Source organism: Filifactor alocis ATCC 35896 (assembly GCF_000163895.2).
GTDB classification, from domain to species: Bacteria; Bacillota; Clostridia; order Peptostreptococcales; family Filifactoraceae; genus Filifactor; species Filifactor alocis.
In genome coordinates, this window is the sequence record NC_016630.1 from 1337683 (window position 1) to 1359919 (window position 22237).

General features: G+C 35.6%; 16 protein-coding genes. 2 read left to right on the top strand and 14 right to left on the bottom strand.

From position 1 onward, the window contains the following. Window positions 1–15: 15 nt before the first annotated feature. From HMPREF0389_RS05885 to clpB, 13 genes are all read right to left on the bottom strand, one after another. Window positions 16–1455, bottom strand: coding sequence for a hypothetical protein (locus tag HMPREF0389_RS05885; RefSeq protein ID WP_014262712.1), 1440 nt, complete (start codon window positions 1453–1455; stop codon window positions 16–18). Next, on the bottom strand, window positions 1445–2692 hold the full coding sequence (locus HMPREF0389_RS05890) for a DNA recombination protein RmuC (protein ID WP_014262713.1): 1248 nt from the start codon (window positions 2690–2692) through the stop codon (window positions 1445–1447). The genes HMPREF0389_RS05885 and HMPREF0389_RS05890 overlap by 11 nt, the downstream gene beginning before the upstream one ends. 584 nt (window positions 2693–3276) lie before the next feature. Then, window positions 3277–4080, bottom strand: a complete 804-nt coding sequence (locus HMPREF0389_RS05895; RefSeq protein WP_014262714.1) for an aspartate dehydrogenase domain-containing protein — start codon at window positions 4078–4080, stop codon at window positions 3277–3279. Window positions 4081–4316: 236 nt separating this feature from the next. Further along, complete coding sequence (gene nadC, locus HMPREF0389_RS05900) at window positions 4317–5171, bottom strand: carboxylating nicotinate-nucleotide diphosphorylase (protein WP_014262715.1); 855 nt, start codon at window positions 5169–5171, stop codon at window positions 4317–4319. 10 nt (window positions 5172–5181) lie between these two features. Beyond that, on the bottom strand, window positions 5182–6081 hold the full coding sequence (gene nadA, locus HMPREF0389_RS05905) for a quinolinate synthase NadA (RefSeq protein WP_014262716.1): 900 nt from the start codon (window positions 6079–6081) through the stop codon (window positions 5182–5184). Window positions 6082–6690: 609 nt separating this feature from the next. After that, window positions 6691–7749 carry an HRDC domain-containing protein gene (locus HMPREF0389_RS05910; protein WP_014262717.1) on the bottom strand — a complete coding sequence of 353 codons (1059 nt, stop codon included), beginning with the start codon at window positions 7747–7749 and terminating at the stop codon, window positions 6691–6693. Window positions 7750–7979: 230 nt separating this feature from the next. Further along, window positions 7980–9032 carry a polyamine ABC transporter substrate-binding protein gene (locus HMPREF0389_RS05915; protein WP_041251037.1) on the bottom strand — a complete coding sequence of 351 codons (1053 nt, stop codon included), beginning with the start codon at window positions 9030–9032 and terminating at the stop codon, window positions 7980–7982. Between the two features lie 115 nt (window positions 9033–9147). Then, window positions 9148–9951, bottom strand: coding sequence for an ABC transporter permease (locus HMPREF0389_RS05920; RefSeq protein WP_014262719.1), 804 nt, complete (start codon window positions 9949–9951; stop codon window positions 9148–9150). Then, window positions 9945–10790, bottom strand: coding sequence for an ABC transporter permease (locus HMPREF0389_RS05925; RefSeq protein WP_014262720.1), 846 nt, complete (start codon window positions 10788–10790; stop codon window positions 9945–9947). The genes HMPREF0389_RS05920 and HMPREF0389_RS05925 overlap by 7 nt, the downstream gene beginning before the upstream one ends. After that, the gene (potA, locus tag HMPREF0389_RS05930) at window positions 10791–11846 is read right to left on the bottom strand and encodes a spermidine/putrescine ABC transporter ATP-binding protein (RefSeq protein ID WP_014262721.1); all 1056 of its coding nucleotides are present in this window, start codon (window positions 11844–11846) and stop codon (window positions 10791–10793) included. It lies immediately after the preceding gene. Window positions 11847–12422: 576 nt separating this feature from the next. Beyond that, a complete protein-coding gene (locus HMPREF0389_RS05935) occupies window positions 12423–13784 on the bottom strand; it encodes a copper amine oxidase N-terminal domain-containing protein (protein WP_041250828.1) in 1362 nt (453 codons plus the stop codon). A 208-nt stretch (window positions 13785–13992) separates the two neighbouring features. Beyond that, window positions 13993–15627, bottom strand: coding sequence for a hypothetical protein (locus HMPREF0389_RS05940; protein WP_014262723.1), 1635 nt, complete (start codon window positions 15625–15627; stop codon window positions 13993–13995). A 397-nt stretch (window positions 15628–16024) separates the two neighbouring features. Next, entirely contained in the window at window positions 16025–18604 is a 2580-nt protein-coding gene (gene clpB / locus HMPREF0389_RS05945) for an ATP-dependent chaperone ClpB (RefSeq protein WP_014262724.1), read from the bottom strand. A 591-nt stretch (window positions 18605–19195) separates the two neighbouring features. On the opposite strand from clpB, the gene HMPREF0389_RS05950 reads away from it, so the two are divergent. Further along, complete coding sequence (locus HMPREF0389_RS05950) at window positions 19196–20263, top strand: ankyrin repeat domain-containing protein (RefSeq protein WP_014262725.1); 1068 nt, start codon at window positions 19196–19198, stop codon at window positions 20261–20263. Between the two features lie 12 nt (window positions 20264–20275). Next, a complete protein-coding gene (locus HMPREF0389_RS05955) occupies window positions 20276–20653 on the top strand; it encodes a hypothetical protein (protein WP_014262726.1) in 378 nt (125 codons plus the stop codon). Between the two features lie 577 nt (window positions 20654–21230). Here HMPREF0389_RS05955 and HMPREF0389_RS05960 read toward each other — a convergent pair. Next, the gene (locus HMPREF0389_RS05960) at window positions 21231–21716 is read right to left on the bottom strand and encodes a PaaI family thioesterase (protein ID WP_014262727.1); all 486 of its coding nucleotides are present in this window, start codon (window positions 21714–21716) and stop codon (window positions 21231–21233) included. Window positions 21717–22237: the final 521 nt, after the last annotated feature.

Sequence of the window (22237 nt, forward strand, 5' to 3'; positions counted from 1 at the left end):
TTCTAAATTTACAAATCAATGGTTTTTCCAAAAATCTACATTGATGACTTTAGACGGATCGGATTTTTTGTCCGTATCCTCTTTCATTGCATTTCCTTTGAGCATCCATTTTTCGGTGATTTCACTGATTTTGGAAAGGGAAGATATCAACTTATCATATTCTGATCCTTCTGGCATCTGATACATAGATTCCAAGTACATCAACACCGTATTCGGTTGAAATTCCAACTTTGAAAACACATACATCATATATTTCACCGAATCTGTTTCTGTTTCCTCTATTCGGTTGCAACTGCAAAGTGCCTCAAAGGCACGATTCAAATGGATGCTTTCTTCATAATATTGCAATTCTCCCTTTTTTTCAAGTTCCGTAAAATCCAATTCTTTATATGCAACCTGTTGTTCTTGCTGAATATGATAGAATTGCTCTGCAAATCCGACTGTTCCGTGATAAATGTATTGGGAAGAGACATTGATTCCGCTGTAATAGCTCTTTATCAAAAACATATTTCCGAAAGAGCGTTTCATCAATTGTTCAAAATGCATACAAAACTTTTCTTTTGTATTAAAATAAGCCTCATCCTTGAAATATCCAAACAAAGAATCCGTTGCCATTTTTACAGGATATACTCCATATACATTTGCGATGCCCATCACATAACGAACCAGTTTTGTATTGTATTCCGATAACTTTTCAATCTTTGTAAAATCAACGGAATACATTGCATCTTGCACTTCCTTCGGCATAACCAGTGTCTTGATTCCGTTGTCATTGATTCTGAAAAAAAATCCTTGTCTTTCAAAATAATCGACTTGATTTTCTTCTAATTCTGTTAAGGGCTGTGACAAATGATACGTCCCGTTACCATACATCAACTTTGATAGCCAATTCATTCTGGATGCATCATAATATATCAACTCTTCTTGCAGAAAGTTTGGAAAAACCGGAACCATCTCTTGTAATAAGTCAGACTTGCTTCGTGGTTTCTCACAAGAAATTTTCATCTTCTTTGCCAATTCCGACAGTTCTTCATAGGACATAAATTTATCAAGAGTATAAGGTTTATAGATGTTCTTCCATTGAAACAACTCACGATAATTATCATACTGTTTTTTCATCTCATCGGAATTTACCATACCGCCTCCCTTCAAAGAAGGTATGCCATCCTCTCCAATCTCCATTTCACCTATCATTTTCTGCAGTTCATCAGAATCCAGCACTTTTTCAATTTGATTCTTTTCTTCATCACCTAATCTCATTCCGTAAGAGCCTATCATCCCTTTGAGTTCATCTTTTATCGTAGTGTCCATATTGGCAAACAGCAGGTCAATCATCCTATCCATCACTTCGCTGCTGTTGTCCATCTCTTGCTCTATCGTTTCCTCTTCTTGTTTCTGCTTTCTTTTTTCATCTAATGAAACGATATTCTCTTTGTTAAAGTCATTATTTTTCATCTTCATCACCCTTTTGTATCTGTAACTCTGTAATCTTGTCCAACTCTCTCAACAATTTGCGACTTCTTACTCCAACCAGTTGATCCAACTCACTTCCTGCATCGTTTAACTTATGTTGCGCTTTCTCTAAAACGGCTCCGAATTTATAAAATTCCGTTTTAATAACAGAAAGAAGCTCCCAAATTTCCGATGATCTTCTCTCAATCGCGAGTGTACGAAATCCCATTTGCAAGCTGTTTAAGAGCGCAGCGGTATTGGATGGACCTGCAACTACAACTTTGTATTCCTTCTGTAAATCTTCCAAAAGATTAGGGCGTTTGGTAAGCTCTGCATACAAACCTTCAAACGGTACAAACATCAGAGCAAAATCTGTTGTAACCGGAGTATAAATGTACTTTGTGCAAATATCTTTTGCATTTTTTCGAAATACTCTCTCCAACTCTTTTCCTTGTTTTTCTATCAATTCCTTCTGTGAATTTTCATAGGCATCCATCAAACGAAAATATGTTTCCAAAGGAAATTTTGCATCTATCGGTAAATAAATTTCTTCTGACGCTGTTTTGCCCGGCATACAGATTGCAAATTCTACGATATCTTGTGTATTGGGATTTAATTTTATATTTTTTCGATACTGTGTCGGAGACAAAATCTGTTCCAAAATTTGTTCCAGTTGCATCTCTCCCATCACTCCGCGCAACTTTACATTCGTAAGCACTTTTTTTAAATCTCCGACTCCCTCTGCCAATAAATTGACTTCTCCCAATCCGCGATGCACCTGTTCCAATCGTTCACTCACTAACTGAAAAGATTTGCCGAGTCTCTGTTCTAAGGTTTCATGTAATTTTTCATCAACTGTCATTCGAATCTTCTCTAAATTTGCTTCATTCTTTACTTCAACATCATGTAACTTCTGATCTAAAGTGGTTCTCACCAACTCCAACTTCGTATCCACACGATCCATCATTTGATAGACCGTTTCTTGATTGCTATGCGAAATTTGAGAAAGATAATTTTGTTGCAACTGAGATGCCTCTGTCATGGATTGATACATTTTACTTTCTATGTTGCTTGCCACGATATTCTGATTTCGCTCTAACTGATACAATCCTTCCTTTAACAAGTCTTCCATGTCAGATTGGCTCTGTTTCACTTTGTTCTTGCCGACAAATTGAATGATTGCATAGAACAAAAAAAGAACAATCACAACTACATCAAGTACCATTCGAATATTCTCCACAATATTCTCCTCTCTATATCTCTTAAAGTACCCTACTTTTGATGAGTACCAAAAATTTTCTTATTTTTTCATTATCCTTATCTTATGCTATCTCAAAGCGTTTCGCAAACATTTTATTTGATTTTTTACAATTTTTATAAGAAGTATCCGTATAAAATCAAAGTATTATGTTTTGTCTTAAATTTCCTTGTTTTTTTCCTCTATTTCCATTCATCAATGAGTTGTTTCGCACATTTCGTGTGCTCAACTGAATGGAGTCATAAAAAAAGAAGCAGCTTCCTTCCCTGCTTCTTCTGCAATGATTTGTATCTTTCATTTTCTACTGCCTTTTAGAATATTCCTTCGCATTATTTCTCAACCCTTAAAAGTGATTGCTCATGCTAAAACTTCATTTCCATACCGGAAACTATCCTTAAAAATATTTCTCTTTTGTATCAAATTGTTTGACACAAACGGAATAGAATGTTTCATAAAATCTTGAATCATAGCTTGAAATGATAACAAACAACAAATGAAATCGTTAACGATATCAACCTATCAATTTTACAAAAAGGAATGACTCTTGTTATACTATCTTCTCTTTATTAAAATAACTGAATCGGATTCACCAAGTTTTTCAACAATCCTGCCACACTCCAAGCTGCAGTAACACTGGATTTCGGATTTTTGAAATCAGGTTTTGATGTAACCTCTACGACTGCCCTTGCGCTGTCATTTTCTATCGTGATGCGATGGGTGTTCCCTTGAGCTGTCGGATCACTCACCACACGTACGCTTACAGTATCCACACCCCCACCGGCGATACCTGTTGCTACAGCAACATTGGTATTCTTTGGAAATCCTGCAATTGCATCTCCCGCACTTCCTTCAAAGGCAATGACCCGCCTATCTGAAGGCAACTCTTTTCCTTCCAAATAAGGTGCTCCATTCAGACTCTTCGGCGCCTTTGTACTTTCAATGGCTGTAACGGCATTTCCCATCAAAGAAACTGTCGATAAAATATCAAATCCACCGACTGCACCGGAAGTCACATGTACCTTGCAACCTGTCCTTTTGGCTGTGTCTGTTATTTCGGCAAGCAATTCTGAATCCGCCAACGCACCTACTGAAGTGATTACCACATGTTTTCCTGATTGTAACAGCGGTATCACAAGTTCCCTAACTGCTCCCACACCGGCAATTTCAACAACAATATCCACCTTGGTATTCAAAAGTTCTTCAAAGCTTTCAAATACTCTGACACTCTTGTTGTTCACCTCAATGTTCGGTTGTTTCAACAGAATGTCATAAATCCCCACCAAAGTATAGTCTTCTGCTAAACGGCTAATAACAACTGAAGTCAAAATTTTCCCCAATGCACCGTAACCGATGATAGCAACTGATTTCATAGTTAATCTCCTTTATCTGCAAACGAGAAAGTATTCTCATTTCAACAAATTTTCTTTTGTATCTAATCGTTTTATCATATTATTTTTTCATCGTGTGATGATATCAAAACAATAATAATTCATAATATACCTTAACAACAAACTGACACAGATTTAGATATTCTCCAAAAACTCTGTATCCTCTCCTGAAAAGATACTTATCCTGAATGAATCATAGCATCCTACAAAACGACTTCCTAAATCTTTCTCAATCCTTTTAACGAAAAATCTAACACCGGTGCGGAATGTGTCAATGCTCCGCTTGAAATCACATCTGCACCCAAACCGCGATATTCATGAATATTGTTCATGCTGATATTACCGGAAAGCTCAACCATTGCTCGTCCGTTGATATAAGCAATCGCCTCTCTTATCTCCTCTATTGTCATATTGTCCAGCATAATAATATCTGCCCTTGCATCTACCGCCTCTTGAACCATCTCCATCGTTTCGACCTCTACCTCTATCTTTCGAACAAAAGGTGCATACCTACGAGCTTGCGTCACTGCTGCTGTCACAGAACCTGCCATGCCGATATGGTTGTCTTTCAGCAACACTCCGTCCGATAAATTATAACGATGGTTTTCACCTCCACCAATGCGCACCGCATATTTTTCAAAGGGACGCATCAACGGTGTTGTCTTTCTTGTATCTACAATCTTCGTCCTATCATCTCCCAAGGCATCCACCATTTTTCTCGTATAGGTAGCAATTCCGCTCATTCTTTGCAAATAATTCAACGCCACACGCTCACCTGTCAAAAGAGTTTCAACCGAACCGATGACACTGCCTAATATTTGTCCTTTTTTTACAGAAGCACCATCTTCTACAGAAAAATCAAAACTGACTTTCGAATCCAACAGTTCAAACACACGCATAAACACAGGAATCCCCGCCAAAACACCGTCTTCCTTACAAATCAAATCTACCTGACATGTTGTTCCTCTCTCAGAAACCGCCTGAGTGGACACATCCTCACCATTTACATCTTCTCGAATTGCTGCACGCAATAAATCATCTATCATCAAAAAATTCAGTAACGGTTTTTTCATATCATCACTCCTAATTTTCACATGCATTCAACATATTATCCAATGCTCGCTTTGCTCGTACACTCACATCTTCCGGTACAAAAATCTCTTCTTTCTGTCCTTTCAGGATAGATACGATATCTTTCAAATACACTTGTTTCATTCCGTCACAAACAATTTCATGAACATAAAATTTCTTTTCAGGGAAACGATTCTCCAACTCCCACAAAATTCCTTCCTCTGTGAGAATGATACATTCTTTGGCGTCTGTTTTTCCAACCGCCTCTATAATACCGCTTGTGCTGCCTTGTACATCAACACTTTCTATCACTTCGGGCTGACACTCCGGATGAGCAAAAACAGGTGCATTCGGATATTCTTCTCGAAGTCGTCTCACATCCTCCGAAGTCACTGCATGATGAACGGGACAATGTCCTGAATGACAAATAATATTTTTTTCAGGAAAAAGATGCTTGATATTGGCACCCAAATTACCATCAGGCACAAAGAAAATATTCTTTTCCTTGACTGCACCAAGAACTTTTTTTACATTAGCAGAAGTACAACAGTAATCTGAATGAGCCTTGATTTCCGCTGTAGAATTGACATAACAAACCACCGCAAGATCATCATATTTTTGACGCATCTCTTGAATTTCTTCTACTGTAATCATATGTGCCATCGGACAATCCGCTTTCATATCAGGCAGATAGACATGTTTATCCGGATTCAGAATCTTCATGGTCTCTCCCATAAAATAGACCCCTGCCATAATAATATTCTTTTCCTTCACTGTTGTTGCTTTTTTTGCCAAGAAAAAACTGTCCCCGACATAATCTGCAATCGCTTGCACTTCTTTGTCGACATAATAGTGAGCGAAAATCACTGCATCTTTCTCACGTTTTAACTCCATTAATTCCTCTGGATTCATGGTTTCTTTTTACCTCTCTTCTTTCTTAAGTGACAATATACACTGTATTATTTCTTATTGCCGATTTATCATAACATAAAAAACCAATATTATCAAGACAGCTGTCTTGTCAATGAAGTTATACGAAATAACCAAACTATTGTGATGTTCTATAAAAATATGTGTTGTAGCTGGTACTGTTATCAGAAAAACTCCTGTAATCTTACTTACTAACACCTTCATCTCTTATTTCAAAAAATAATATCTTTAACTCTTACAACATGGTTCATCTTGTAGCATTGACTTCTGTGTATGAGCTTTATCATCGTATGAATAAATTGCTATACAATCAACAAAGTGACTAACTCTATTTCCTTGATAAAATTTTCATTACATTCATAAAAATACTCACCAAGTTTTTTTCGACAAAAGAAACTATATCGAGCAGTCTTTACAATTTGTATAAATCAGACTGTTTTTTCAATAATTGTACTCAATAAAAAATGATAGATACTTACCTCTATCACTTTTTTATTTTATCAAATTATTCATTTATTCTCTTTTTCTTCGCTTTTTTAATCATTAACACTAAAGGCTCTGTGCAAATCTTATAAAAATTAGTATTACCAGTTATAAGTACTTATTCAATATTTCTAAGATATCACAACCATATTTTTTTGCTTTCCATTCTCCAAAGCCGTCCACTAACTGTAATTCTTGAATCGTTTTTGGCATTTTAACAATTAATTTCTTTAGTTGAGAATTATTATAAATAAAATACGGCTTGATATTTTCTTCTCTGCTCTTCCTTAAACGATAGTTTTTCAACTCTTTGAACAACTTAGTTTCTTCTAAAGGAAACACCGTATCTCTCTCAAGAATCCTATTCTCTTCATTCCTGATAGTATCTGTTCTAAGGGATGGTTCTGTCATTGTGTTCATTCTGTATTTTTTATACTTCCCAGTATAATCCTTTCGCACATCCTTATGAAAATCCAGATAGGAAGTTGCCCAGTTTAATAGCTGTTCATCAGAAAAAGCCGATTGTGACGACTGTTCATATACCTTTCTGATATAATTCACTAATTGATCTACTCGAATGACTTGTTCTTTTACTTCTTTTTTTGCAAACTTTGCATTCAAAACAGTTTTAGGATTCGCAAGCACTACTACAGATTGATACATACTGTCAAAAGTTTTTTGTGCTAAAAACTTAATCAGTCGATTGCTTTTGCTGTCAATTTTTATTTTTTTCATTAACTCTATATGTCTCTGATTTTGGGTAATAGGCGAATAAATACCTTCTTTTCTCTGTCTACCTTCAAATTCTAATGTTCGTATAAAATCTCCGTTATTATTTATTTCAATCTTTCCGATTAAATTCTTACACTCTATCACAAAACATATTTTTTTTGTAAATACAAGATAGTCAATCTGAGCACTTAACTCTCCATCCTCCAAATATACATCATGTAATATGTACATCGGTATATGACTGTTTTTTAATTCAAATGCTATCTGTTTCTCTCCAAACATCCCATACTCCAAACATTTGATATCTTGATTTATCAAAGTTTTCCCATCTGAATTGAGATATGGTTCCAATTTTTTAAGTCTCTCTAACCGTTCCTCTGTCGTGCTACTCTCTTTCAAAAAAACCGGCTCTTTCAATCTATCAAATAGTCCCATGTTACATCATCCTCTCCATCCTGTTCTTTCAAAATTATATCATATATACCCTACAAATTTCATCACACTGTTCCTACAGATATAAAAAACAAGGATTAGCAATATCAATCAAACAAATATCGCCAAACCTTGTTTCTTAATTTTAATGATTATTTCTCACGAATAAAAATTTTGCATCTCCAATATATAAATTTATCTTTTATCAACATCCCATTCTTTCTTCTAAACGATTAATAAGATTTGATTTCTGTCCATATCGTATCATATTTTTCTGTAAATTCTCCCAAATCTACAAACACTTCTCCTAACTCGCTCAATGGTTGTGTAGGATACATATTCGGATTTGTAACTTCTTCTTCCGGTAACAGTTCCAACGCATCTTTATTCGTTGTGGAATATTTGATATAAGCTGAGTTCTTTGCAGCAATTTCCGGTTTTAGCATAAAGTTAATAAATTGTTCCGCTTCTGTTTTGTGTTTTGATGTTACAGGGATAGCAATTGCATCGAACCATAAGTTTGTTCCTTCTTTTGGAAGTGCATATTCCAAATCTTCATTTTCTGCCATTAGATTCATTGCATCCCCTGCCCATGTTACAACCATAGCCAATTCTCCCGAAGCCATTGAATTTTTGTAGTTATCTACTTCATAGGAACGAACCAACGGTTTTTGTTTGATCAGCTCTTCTTTTGCTTTTTGTAACTCTTCCTCATTTTGAGTGTTGATAGAGTATCCTAATTTCAACAATGCTACTGCAATAGTGTCTCTGGAAGAATCCAACATCACAATATCGCCCTTGTATTTTTCATTCCATAAGATATTCCAACTGTCTACCGGCTCTGTCACCTTTGTCTTATTATACAGAATCCCCAAACTTCCCCATAGATAAGGAACGGAGTATTTACCGTTCGGATCATAACTTAGGTTTTTGAATCTGTCATCCAAATGAGATTGGTTTGGAATATTTTCATAATTCAGTTCTTGCAACAAATTATGTTCTCTCATATAAGCTACCATATATTCAGATGGAAAAATAACATCGTATGCGTCTGTTCCCGCTTGAATTTTTGCCAACATTTCTTCATTGGTTGCATATTCTTCGTAGTTTACTTTGATTCCTGTCTCTGCTGTAAATTCATCTAAAATTTCAGGATCGATGTAATCTCCCCAATTATACACATTCAATACTACACTTTCTTCTCCATCGGTAACTTGTCCTCCACCACAAGCTGTCAATGATACCAGCATCACACAAGATAATGCCATAGCAAAAAACTTCTTCATTTTTTTCATCATATTACCCCTTTCTAATTTTTATAAATTTAGTTCAAAACATAATCTTCTTCGAAATCTGCCCATACATCTTCACATAATCTTTTAAACAAACTATACTCTTATCTTACATCGTAATAGATGCCTTTTTCTCACTTCGCCAACTTTTCAACTGCGGAATCAGAACAATCAACATCGTTAACACAAACAAAATAGATGACAACGCATTGATTTTCGGACTGACCCCTCGTTTTGTCATGGAATAGATTTTAATAGATAAGGTCGATACTCCTGAACCTGTTGTAAAGAAACTTACAATAAAATCATCCAGTGACATGGTCAATGATAACATAAATCCTGTCATAATTCCCGGCACCAACTCAGGCAAAATTACTTTGAAAAATGCTTGTGACGGTGTTGCTCCCAAATCCAATGCAGCCTCTTCCAAGTTTTTATCCAACTGCTTAATCTTCGGCAAGACCGCAAAGATAACATACGGGATGTTAAAAGTAATATGTGCCAAAATCAAAGTAATATACCCCAGTTCCATCTTCAAAAACACAAATAGTGACAACAGGGAAATTCCTATTACAATATCAGGATTTACCATTGGAATATAACTGAAATTCAACAAAATTGCTCTATATCTCGGTTTCAAATTAGAAATTGCAACTGCTGTAACCGTACCGATCAATGTTGCCAAAACAGCCGCTGAAATTGCTACGATAAAAGTGGTCGTAACAGAATTCAAAATAGCTTTGTCACGAAACAGTTCTTGATACCAACGTAATGTAAAACCTTCAAAACTTCCTTTGTACTTCGAACTGTTGAACGAAAACACAATCATCACCACAATCGGAAGATAGAGGAATATATACATCAAGAGAGCATAGATTGTCTTAAACCAACTCTTTGCCTTTTTATTTACCACAATCCATTCCCCCTTTCATGGTCTCCGTCTTTCGCAAAATATCCCATTGTAACAATAATGAACAACAACATAATGACGGAAATTGCCGAACCGAACTGCCAATTTCGGGCATTTCTGAACTGATTTTCAATTAAGTTTCCAAGTAAGATGGTATGGGAACCTCCCAACAAATCCGACAGTACGAAAGTAGATACCGCAGGCATAAATACCATATAGATACCCGTTGCCACTCCCGGTAAACTGAGCGGAAAAATTACCTTTTGAAACACCTTCACATCATTTGCACCCAAATCATGTGCTGCCTCAAGCAAACTGTCATCCAACTTCACCAAAACGGAATAAATCGGCAATACCATAAACGGTAAAAAGTTATAAACCATACCCATCACCACTGCTCCGTTGTTATATAGCAACTGAAGAGGTCGTTCAATCAGTCCGATTGCTCTCAAAAATTCGTTAACTAAACCTTGTTCACGAAGTAATCCCATCCATGCATAGGTACGAAGTAAAAAATTGGTCCATAGAGGAAGCACGAATAAGGTCGCCATCAAATTTCTTTTCTTTCGTGGCGCTCTCGACATAATATATGCCATCGGATAACCTACAATCAAGCACATAACCGTGCTGACAACTGCAAGTATCACGGAGCGTTTCAAAACATTCAAGTATAACGGTTGAAAAAATTTACGATAGTTGTCCAAGGTAAAGACCATTGAGATACTACCCATTTCCGTCTTTTCGGTAAAAGAAAACAGTACGATAATCAACAAAGGAAGAATGGTAAATAATATAATCCAAAATACATACGGCCATGCTAAAACACTTTTTCTGTTTTTCAATTATTGCACTTCCTTTCTCATAATGTGAATTGCCTCAGGTACAAAAGCCAATCCGACCTTCGCTCCGACTTCCGCATTATGAATGGTCTGAATCATCCACTCTCTTTCCGTTTTTTCTTCCACTACAATAATCTCATAATGAACACCCTTAAACACAACATCTGTCACTTCTCCATTGATCAATCCTTTGGATGCCTGTGTAATTTCAATATCTTCCGGTCGAATGACTACATCCACCGGCAAGTTTTCTTCAAATCCTCCGTCTACACATTCAAACTCTTTGCCTTGTATAGAAACCAAGAAATCTTTTATCATAATTCCGTCTACAATATTACTCTCTCCGATAAAATCTGCTACAAACCTGTTAATCGGCTCATTATAAATGTCTTCCGGACTTCCTATCTGTTGAATCACACCGTCTTTCATAACGACTATACGATTTGACATCGTAAGTGCTTCTTCCTGATCATGCGTTACATAAATAAAAGTAATCCCCAGTTCTTGTTGCATGGTAATCAGTTCATATTGCATATCTTTTCTCAATTTCAAATCCAATGCACCCAAAGGTTCGTCCAACAACAATACCTTCGGTTCATTCACCAATGCTCTGGCAATTGCAATACGCTGTTGTTGACCGCCGGAGAGAGATTTGATATTTCTTTTTTCAAATCCTTCCAAATTTACCAACTTCAACATCTTTTTTACTTTTTGGTCAATAACATCCTTAGATATCTTTTTGATTTTTAATCCAAATGCAATATTGTCATACACATTCATATGAGGAAACAATGCATACTTTTGGAACACAGTATTGATTTGTCTCTTGTAGGCAGGAACATCTTTCATGTTTTTTCCGTCAATATATAATTCTCCGGAAGTCTGTTCATCAAACCCTCCGATAATACGAAGAGTTGTTGTCTTCCCACAGCCTGAAGGCCCCAAAAAGGTTACAAACTCCTTCTCTTTAATGGATAAATTGATATCATACAACACTTGTTTGCCGTCATCTTCAAATATTTTGTTAAGCCCGATCAATTCTACAATATTTTTTTCCATACCGTCCCCCATTCCGATGCATTTCATCCGTACTTTCACACAAAAAAGAAGGAATTTTATGTAGGTAAAAATAAGAAAATTCCTCTTCTGAATACAGCCAATCCTTTTCTATCTATCCTGTTTCATCATCAATAAAACTTTTATTTTTTTCAAAAAGAAACGAGCCTCGAAGGAAAAATTGTAAACTTAAAGTTTCCCATAGATAAACTCGATGTGTTCATTGTAAAGAATAAATACATAATTGTCAATAGAGATTAAGGTATTTTTGTGCAAAAAACACTCTGTTTTTTCTTTCTTTTATCAAAATGGACAACAATTGATATTTGCTCGCATTTACCTGGTTTTTAACATAAAAAATGTAAAAAAACAGACAATTTCTCTTCTGTCACACGATTATCTTTGCATTGTTATCATTATGACAAGTTGTATCTCAAAAAAACAGAAAGAAAAACCCTCACTTCACAAAACTTGACAAGCTTAAAAAAATAATCTTTGATAAACTTTCATATAAGGCAGAAAAAAATCATAACCTCCCTTCCAACAGGTGGCTATGATTTTTACATGTAACCTTATTTTTTATCCAAAAGGTGTATACTCTCCATAAATATAGTAATATCCGATTCTATCATCATACTGCATCGCTATATTTCCCGTTACTGATATGAAGTAAAGAGTAGGCTGCTCTTGTTCCGAAGAAAATATCGACATCGTATAACCCTCTCTTTTATCGATTTCTTCGGCATAAGCTACATATTTCACATCTGTTATGGTATAGTCTCCTTTCGGTTCTTTTTTTAGTTCCTTTAAAATTTTTATCAGTTCTTCTCCTGCATTTTTTTCAGTAATTTGCTTTTCGGGTCTATTAGAAAATGCATCATCACAATACAATTTTTCTCCTGTAGATTTCATGATGATATCTCTTCCACGGATGATAAAATCCTCAACATGTTCATTGCTTTTAGTAGGTTTTCCTCTGTAAAGCGACATAATAGGATCATCACCGGTGGTGTAAACCTTAACGAAAAGATATTCGTCCTTTTGTACTTTTCCCTTCTGTATCATAAAAGAACGTAATACCTCTGTACAATCGACCTCGTCTTCAAAAACTGTACCGTTATCTATCATTTGTACCCCGTTAAAAGCATCTGCAGTAGTAATTACCTTCAAATCCGGAAGTGAAAAAATATGTGTTCCACCATTTGAGTAGTATACTTTTTTCGTATTTTTCTCTATATAAAAAATTGAAAAAAAGCCGTCCATACTTCTGTCATCTTCAACTGAAAAAGACACATAATCTCCCGGTACTCTTTCGTTAAGTCTTGCTATTTGTCTTATCTCAAATCCACTATTTTGTGAAAATATCACAGTATTTTTTTCATAATCTTTGAACATATCATTTATTCTTGGAATATATCTCATATTATCCATAATAAGTTTTTTATCTTCTTCAGAAACATCTCCTCCATATGCTCCTGCAGACATCTCACTATATTTATCGACTATATATATCGCTTTATTATCTTCATCCAAAGCAAATTCTTTTCCAAAGAGAGGAAATATCGCATTCTCAGGAATCATAATTGTTCCGTTTTTAAAATACGGATCCGGCGATATTTCAAAACTGTCTATTTCAGTCTCTTCGTTATAAATTTTTACCATGTTATCTCCTTTTTTTAATATCATGATAAAATCTCCATCGTTGAGAGAATACGTCTCTGTTTTTTCATCCCATGTAACAGAAACACCGATATTTTCTGCCACAACACTAATAGGTACAAACACGATACCGTCTTTCATTTCTGCAGACACATTACTTGCGATTTTTTTATTGTTGATATAGATATCAATTGCATCACTCTTTCTTGAGAATAAAGCAAAAGAAGCTACCACACCCACCAATAATACAGCTAATAAAATTTTTGTTGTAGATTTTTTCAACAGTTACACCCTCCTTTATATGAAAACATGTTACACTCAAAACAGATTTTATTTGCCATCATAGAACTGTTTTGCCCCGTGTTTTCTTTGCTCCAAAATGTATCTTCCCTGAAAAAATGTATTTTTTCAACTTTATCTATTGTACTCTTCTGTTCTCATCAAATATCAACATTCCTATATTCGGAATGCAGAACTCCAAAAATAAATCCTATATTTTTCCGCTGATAAAAAGAGTAGACATCAAAAACATGAGCAACAGAAATACGAGTAACATAACAATCACTTTCTCCTTGAGCAATTCTGAAACTGTTTCCCAAATTCTAAAATCTCTTCTTGTAGGATATTCCTTTCTCGGTATTTCTTTTCCGGTATACGGATATTGATAAAGAATCGGTCTATCATACACCAAAACTCTACACATCTGTAGGTATAGTGCATAACTGACAGGTATGGAGATAACCATCCAAATAACGATACTTCCAAATGACATTTGCTCTACACGAAATCCCGCTATCAATCCTCCAATCAAAATTGGTGCAAAATTGAGTAACATGAAGCCAATCAACCATCTGATAATTCTCTTACTGTTATAAAACCGAAGTGACACAGGAGTTTCTCCACTTTTTAATTCTTCATAAAAGACCATTTGTACTTTATCTTTTTCTTTGTCGGACTTCGAGATATTCAAGGTTCTACCCTCTCTCTTTGCCTGTTGAGGAGGAGTTTTCAGTATCGGATCTTCATAAGAAGCTCCTCTATTTTGTCCAAAGGCAATAAAGGCAATAATTCCAAACATCGCTGTTATCCAGATTGGAAGCTGTGCAACCTCAGAATCGGAACCTCCCGATAAATATGACACCAAAATTTTTGAAAGTACAAATACAATTACTGTGATAATCGCAGGTTCAATCAGATATCTGTAGCTTTTTTTAACTTCTTTTTTTTTGACTGCGATTCTTCCGGTTTGCCCATTTACAACAAGCTCTACCTTCCCGGATTTTAGAATATAAAAAGGAAGGATGGCAGACATGACAAGAAGATCACCGGATTTCACATTTGTTTGCATCTGATCGGTTGAAAAATTTTTATTCAACGATTCGGATAAATCCGAGGATACCTCATCTGAAACTCTCTTTTTCAGTTGATTCTCATCTAAATCCTGCATCTTTATTTTAAAATTATTTAAATAACTGATATTAAATTCGACTAAATCATCCAAATCAAACGGTTCCGCGGCATCAAGAAGCAAATTGTTCATTTGTCGTGAAGTATTTACCGCTATCCCGTCAAGATAGCACTTTCCATGATAAACCCGAAAGCAGTTTGCTCTCACGGTATCAACGGAAGCGTCCCCTTTCACCAGTTCAAAGGGAAGATAATACCCTGTCAGTTTGCCCAGTTGCCCTTTGATACTCTTCGATTCAGGTCTTTTCGGATTCTCATCGCACCATTTCTTCACCTGCTCCATTGCCTCTTCGCGAGTGATATAAAAAGGCAAAACAGCTTCAGGCAAAGTATCAGATTCCACATAGGTTCTTCTTGCTAAGGTTCCACCGCAAAATTCGCATTTCCCAACTACCGTCTCATCTTTTATCATTACCTGTGCCGCACATCCCTTACAGGTGTAAAAAATCTTACCCGCAACCTCCATATCTCCGGAAATCTTCATCTTATGTGAGCTTTTCCACTTATCTCTCTCCTCCAGACCTTCTTTCATACTTGTCTCCGTTCTGCAAAAAAGGCAACAGTGGTTTTGTCTCAATATGTCAAATTCAGCAGGTGCTCCACAACTTTTACACTTTATTACAAAAGGATTATTTTGATTAAGTGTTTCACTTTTCATCAGTCTCCTCCTTTTATGTACCGGCAATCCATGAAATCTTTAGAAAAATACATCGTACTGTATCTTTTTCTACTTGACCTCATGGATATGTCATTAGTTATAGGTTATATATTCAATTTATCACAGTTCACAAAGCAAAGCAATCTGTTACTGCATCATATTTGTACCTATAAAATTGATACAGTAACAAATTTTGTTGTATTCTCCCCATAGAATATGACTCTGACCGTAGCCGAAAATTCGGTATCTTTGATGCTTTTAAGTCTACTATACGAGTGTTCATATCCATAATTGCACAATAATCATCGTTTTCATCCTCAACATTAAATTTTACCAACGTTTTTGGTTTGATATTTTTTGATTGACACAATACTTTTGATATGTTGAGATGTCATATTTATTTCACATAGGAAAGATTTTCACCGTTTCCTGTAATCAAAACCTCATCATTGTCACTGATACTTCCTTCAATCAATTTTCTTGCAAGCTCTGTTTCAAGATTTTTCTGAATAAAACGTCTTACGGGACGTGCTCCGAATTGAGGTGAGTATGACTGTTGTAATATGGTATCTTTCGCCTTTTCATCTAATTGCAATACAATATTTCTATCAGCAAGCTTTTCTTGAAGTTTTGCAACTTGAAGATCGATAATACGATATACTTCTTCCTTATTAAGCGGTGTAAATAAGATAATTTCATCGATACGATTCAAAAATTCGGGTCTGAATGTATGATGAAGTTTATCTTCCACTGATTCCCTTACAGATTCTTTCAGCATACCGTCATCATCGATTCCATCAAGAATAGCTTGAGAACCGAGGTTTGAAGTCATAATGATGATTGTATTCTTAAAATCAACTGTTCTTCCCTGATTGTCTGTCAATCTTCCGTCATCCAATACTTGAAGTAAAATATTGAAAATATCCGGATGTGCCTTTTCAATCTCATCAAACAACACCACGGAATACGGTTTTCTTCTAACTGCTTCTGTTAACTGTCCACCTTCTTCATATCCGATATATCCGGGTGCGGAACCAATCAATCTTGATACCGAATATTTTTCCATATATTCAGACATGTCAATTCTTACCATATTTCTCTCATCATCAAACATTGATTCGGTAAGTGTTTTTGCAAGTTCCGTTTTACCCACTCCTGTAGGGCCTAAGAAAATAAAGCTTCCAATTGGTCTGTTTTCATCCTTCAATCCTGAACGTGCACGAATAATTGCTTCTGAAACTGCGGTGATTGCATCTTTCTGACCGATCACTCTCTTTGAAAGAATGTCCGAAAGATGTAATATCTTTTCTCTTTCGGTTTCTACAAGCTTCGAAACAGGGATTCCTGTCCACTTAGAAACCACTTCGGCAATTTGCTCTTCGGTCACTTCTTCTCTTGCAGCATCTTCCTCTTCTGACATTTTTCTTTCATTTTCAGCCAGTTCATGTTCTAACTCCTGAAGTTTTCCATATCTTAGTTCTGATGCTTTTTCATAATCATAATTTCTCTGTGCATCCTCAATCTGATGTTTCACAAGCTCAATTGCACTCTTTATTTCTGTCTGCTTTTCCAAACTCTTCTTGCTGTTTTGCCAATTGATGAACTCTTCGTTATATCGTTCATTTAAATTAGCCAGTTCTTCTTCCAGTCCTTCCAATCGTTTTTTACTTCCTTCGTCAGTCTCTTTCTTCAAAGCCGCTTTTTCAATTTCAAGCTGTAGAATTCTTCTTCTGTCATCATCCAGTTCCTGAGGCATTGAATCAAGCTCTGTTCTGACCATTGCGGAAGCCTCATCCATTAAGTCGATTGCCTTGTCAGGTAAGAATCTGTCCGTGATATATCTGTCAGACAATGTGGCACACGCAATGATGGCATTATCGGAAATTCTCAACTTATGATGCAATTCATATTTTTCCTTGATTCCTCTTAAGATGGAAACAGTATCTTCAACACTTGGTTCTGAAACCATAACTTTTTGGAACCGTCTTTCAAGTGCACCGTCTTTTTCAACATATTCACGATATTCCTTCAGAGTGGTAGCACCAATCATTCTGATTTCACCACGAGATAGTGCGGGCTTCATTAAATTCGAAGCATCCATTGCTCCGTCAGTCTTTCCCGCGCCGACAATCAAGTGAAGTTCATCGATGAACATGATAATTTTTCCATCTGATTTCTGAACCTCTTTGAGTACTGCTTTTAATCTCTCTTCAAATTCCCCACGAAATTTTGCACCGGCAATCAATTGCCCCATATCAAGTGAAAAAATCATGACATCTTTCAATCCGTCAGGCACATCACCATTCACAATTCTTTGTGCAAGACCTTCTACAATCGCTGTTTTACCGACTCCGGGATCACCGATTAACACAGGATTGTTCTTACTTCTTCGGCTTAAAATTCTGATGACATTTCTAATTTCATCATCTCTTCCGATGATAGGGTCGCTCTTTCCTTCACGAGCTTCCTTGGTCAAATCCTTCCCGTATTTTTCAAGCACATCTTCTGTCTCTTCCGGATTATCGGATGTAACCCTTCTGCTCCCTCTGATTTCATTTAAAACACTTGAAAATTTCTTTCCGGTAATTCCATATTGATGAATAATGTGTTCAGAAGGAATCTTTCTTTCCGAAATTAAAGACAAATATAAATGTTCTACTGAAATATAACTGTCTCCGAGAGCTTTCGCCTCATCGTCAGCCTTCAAAAGAATTCTTTGAAATACTGCATTCGGATAAACTTGAGATGCTCCCTGTTGTCGCGGAAGATTATCAACCGCCCTGTCAACAGTCATTCTGTATTGATTAATATCAACATTCATCTCTTGTAACACTCTTGCAATAAGGCTGTCCGAATCCGTTACCAACGCCTTGTGTAAATGCAAATCTGTAATCTCAGGGTTTCCGTTTTTGATTGCTATGTTCTGAGCATCTTGAATCATCTGTAAACTTTTTTGTGTATATTTTTGTGCATCCATATTATCCACCTACTTTCTTTTTACTAACTATATAGCACACTTATAGTATACATCTTTTTAGCACTCTATGCAATAGAGTGCTAAAAGTATATTTTTTATTATTGTTTTTTTACAATTATGTCATATTTCAAACTCTTCCTTCTATCCATTTTAAATTATTTATTCGACATATTTCTAATATCTATCTGTATTCTAACGATTAAAAAACAAGATATTAGCATTTCCTCTCATTAAATAATATCTTCTTCTATTAACTCAAATCAGTATCTTCAAAAAAGATGTATTATCTTGATGATAGAACAAATAGAAAAAGATTGAGACATTACACGCCACTACAAAACAACAATTGATGCAATTTTATTTTTCAAAGCTTCAAATAGAAACTCCTTACCGAAATTTTTCATGTATCCTTTGTGGCAGAATTTGTTTTGTTCTATTCTATGAAGGTTTGTTTGGAAAATGAAAATAGGATAGTGAGTAAATATAACATAAATTTCAGAAATTGAGAGAATAGAAAAAATACTAAAAAAATGATATACTATTTCTAAATATCAAAGTTAACTACTTATCATGAAAGGAAGTTGTGACATTATGGCAAAAAAGAAAAGGATTACTTTAGTAAACAATTTCAATGAACTCATCGAAAACGGTGATATGAAACAACTCATGGCTGTTTATGAGAAATGTGAACTTCATGCTTATGACGGTCGCTACGGTATGAACACCGCTTTGCATCACTACGGTGTTCCGGCTTCTCTTATTCGTTGGCTGGTAGACCAAGGGTTAGATGTCAATACCCTGAATTATTATGGTCGTACACCGTTGTATGTACAATCTACCATAGGAAGTGATATCGTAGAACTGCTTTTTGAACTTGGCGGAGATATCCAAAAACCGGACCGATATGGTAACACTCCTTTGCATACGGCATCAGAATTTTTTCATACAAAAACGGTTCAGTTTTTGGTGGAACACGGTGCAGATGTTCATGCGGAAAATGATTGGAACCGAACACCGCTTGCTGCTTCTCTTGCGTGTTGTCGCAATAGTAATATTTCTCAAGTAGCTGAAATTTCAAGTATCCTATTGGATGCCGGCACAAAAATAACTTCTGATATGATAGAAAGAGTGAAACAGATCGGAGAAGATTTTGAATTTCATCGAGAAAACTTCAACAAACAATTTCTTTTGGAAACAGAAACAGGGCTCAACAAACTATATCAATTATTCGGTGTAACCCCCGTTGCAAAACGCCAAATTCACGATGGAGTTTCTCCTATTGTCGTGGAAGATGCTCCTTGGAAACAGCAATATGAAGCTCTTTGGAATTTTCTGATTCCTTCCAAAGGACCGGCAAAAACCATGCAAGGGGAAGTGATTCGCATAACAGGACGAGTACAAGATGAATTATACAGAAACGGCGGTGTCAACTGGGACAGAAACTACCGTAACATGCTCCATGCACTGTTAAAACACTTTGCTTCCGGTGTACCCCTTTCAGAAAAAGAATTGGAAGAGACAAAAATGTTAACATCAAGCATACGTGCCAAAGGTGCTGATGAAGATTCCTTAACCGAACGACTTTGTGAGCTTGCTGTCTTGTGGGTATTGTTAAATCCCAATCCGATTCCATTAGAAAAACCGAATTATGATAGGTGAGGTAAATAAACTATGATTGAATGGATAGAAAGAAAAAAACGCAAGCATAACTGTAAGATACATTTTGATGACAACAGTTTTCGAATCAACCATTGTGTGGTAGCTCCGGTTCACACGATTCCCGATGACATCCTTCCCAACCGGGAGTTTGATTTTTATCTTCAAACTTCTTATGATATCTATTTCCTTCGACTGATAAATAGTACAGAAAAATGTGGAACTGTTTATCCCGCAAAGAAAGATGGAATTGTCTATATCGTGTGCTTTTTGCCCATCTCTAAACATACGATAGCCACATCAATTCAAACCATTATGAACTGCTTAAAACAATACGGATTTCCCAATATGCACAATCCGAAAGCTAACATCAACTTCACAATAGAGGATTGATATGGTAAGGCAATATCTTTGAAATAATACATGTTGTGAGATTTGTTCGACAAATGATTCATCCGGAACGATAAAATATGGAAACATCTCTTTTAGAAATTTCTGTTGAGCTTTGTATTCTCCAATATTGCGCTGTCTTCGAATAACAGATTCTGTTACGAACAGTCGAGGATACAAAGTTCAAACTGCTTAAAAATAACCTAAATTCAGATATCTTCTAAAATTGGGACTCTATGATACATTTCAGAAAATCGAATACGATAAAAATATCTTTCTCGAATTTCTGTTCTCTTTTCTATGCTATGTCATTGTTCTATCAATATCATGCTACCAATTCAATTCATACTATCACTGATAAAAGTTATGATATGAATTTTCTTTTTTTGATAAGATGATAAGATAGTATTTCTTTTATCCTCTTTATCCTTGTCATCACAATAAAAATCAAAATTTTACAAAAAAAGAGTACCTTCCGTACATCCATACAAAAAGCACTCCAAACCTACCTTTATCAAAAATCTAATATCAAAAATCTAAAATTGTAATACATTTTCAGATATGTTACTATTCCAAAGGCTTACATATCATCTTTTACACCGACAGCAATCAACTTTGCCTTTGCACGCACGATGCCGTCAACTTCCATCTCCATACTGACAATAATTTTTCTTTCGCCGATTTCTTCCGCTTTGGATGTCACTGTAACCACTTCATTCATCGGTACCGGTTTTTTGAAATCAATTTCAATTCTTCCTGTAATAAAACGTCCAATCACAGTATCTTCTGTCAGTGTAAGTCCTTTGTTATTGTGAGCAAACCACGCAGCAGACGCAGTTCCGTGGCAATCAAATGCCATTGCAATCATTCCTCCGTAAAGATTGTTCGGAACTCCACCTGTATATTGTTTGTCAGGTACAAATTGACAAACACATGTATCGCCGTCTTCACTCGGATAAGAATGTAAATGCAAACCTGTAAGATTTTTCGGTCCACATCCCCAACAATATTGAAATCTTTCTCCATACGTATCTTGAATGGCTATTTTCTTATTTTCTGTACTCATTCCTCTTCTCCTCTCTCATACACATGGTGTTTCTTAACACCCATGCTCTGCAATCGTGCTTTTTGCAATCTTTATGTATCACCGGACATAGCCCTTACCTTCTCTCTTTTTAGATAGAAAATAAGAAGTTTATGTACTGACATTTGTAATTTTGAAAGCAATAATATCATTATTTTTTGTCTTACAACTATGTTTCCTCTTATCGTGTACCATAGAATATTCTGACACATAACTGATTCAAATTATTATTTTACAACATAATTGATGTAACAAAATTATTCTTTCCAAACTGCATTTCACTATCCAAATTTACCATATTTTCCCTAAAACATCAAGGTGTATCACATCATTTGTAAAAAATGAAATTGAGCTGCATTTGTCATATTTTACCGATATCTTCAAAGATAATTATTTTGATACAAAAAATATCAGGGTGGAAACAAAAGGTTACTTCCACCCTGACTTTCTCATACCACAACAAACTTTTATTTTAAGGGAAATTTAATGTCATTATCTACCAT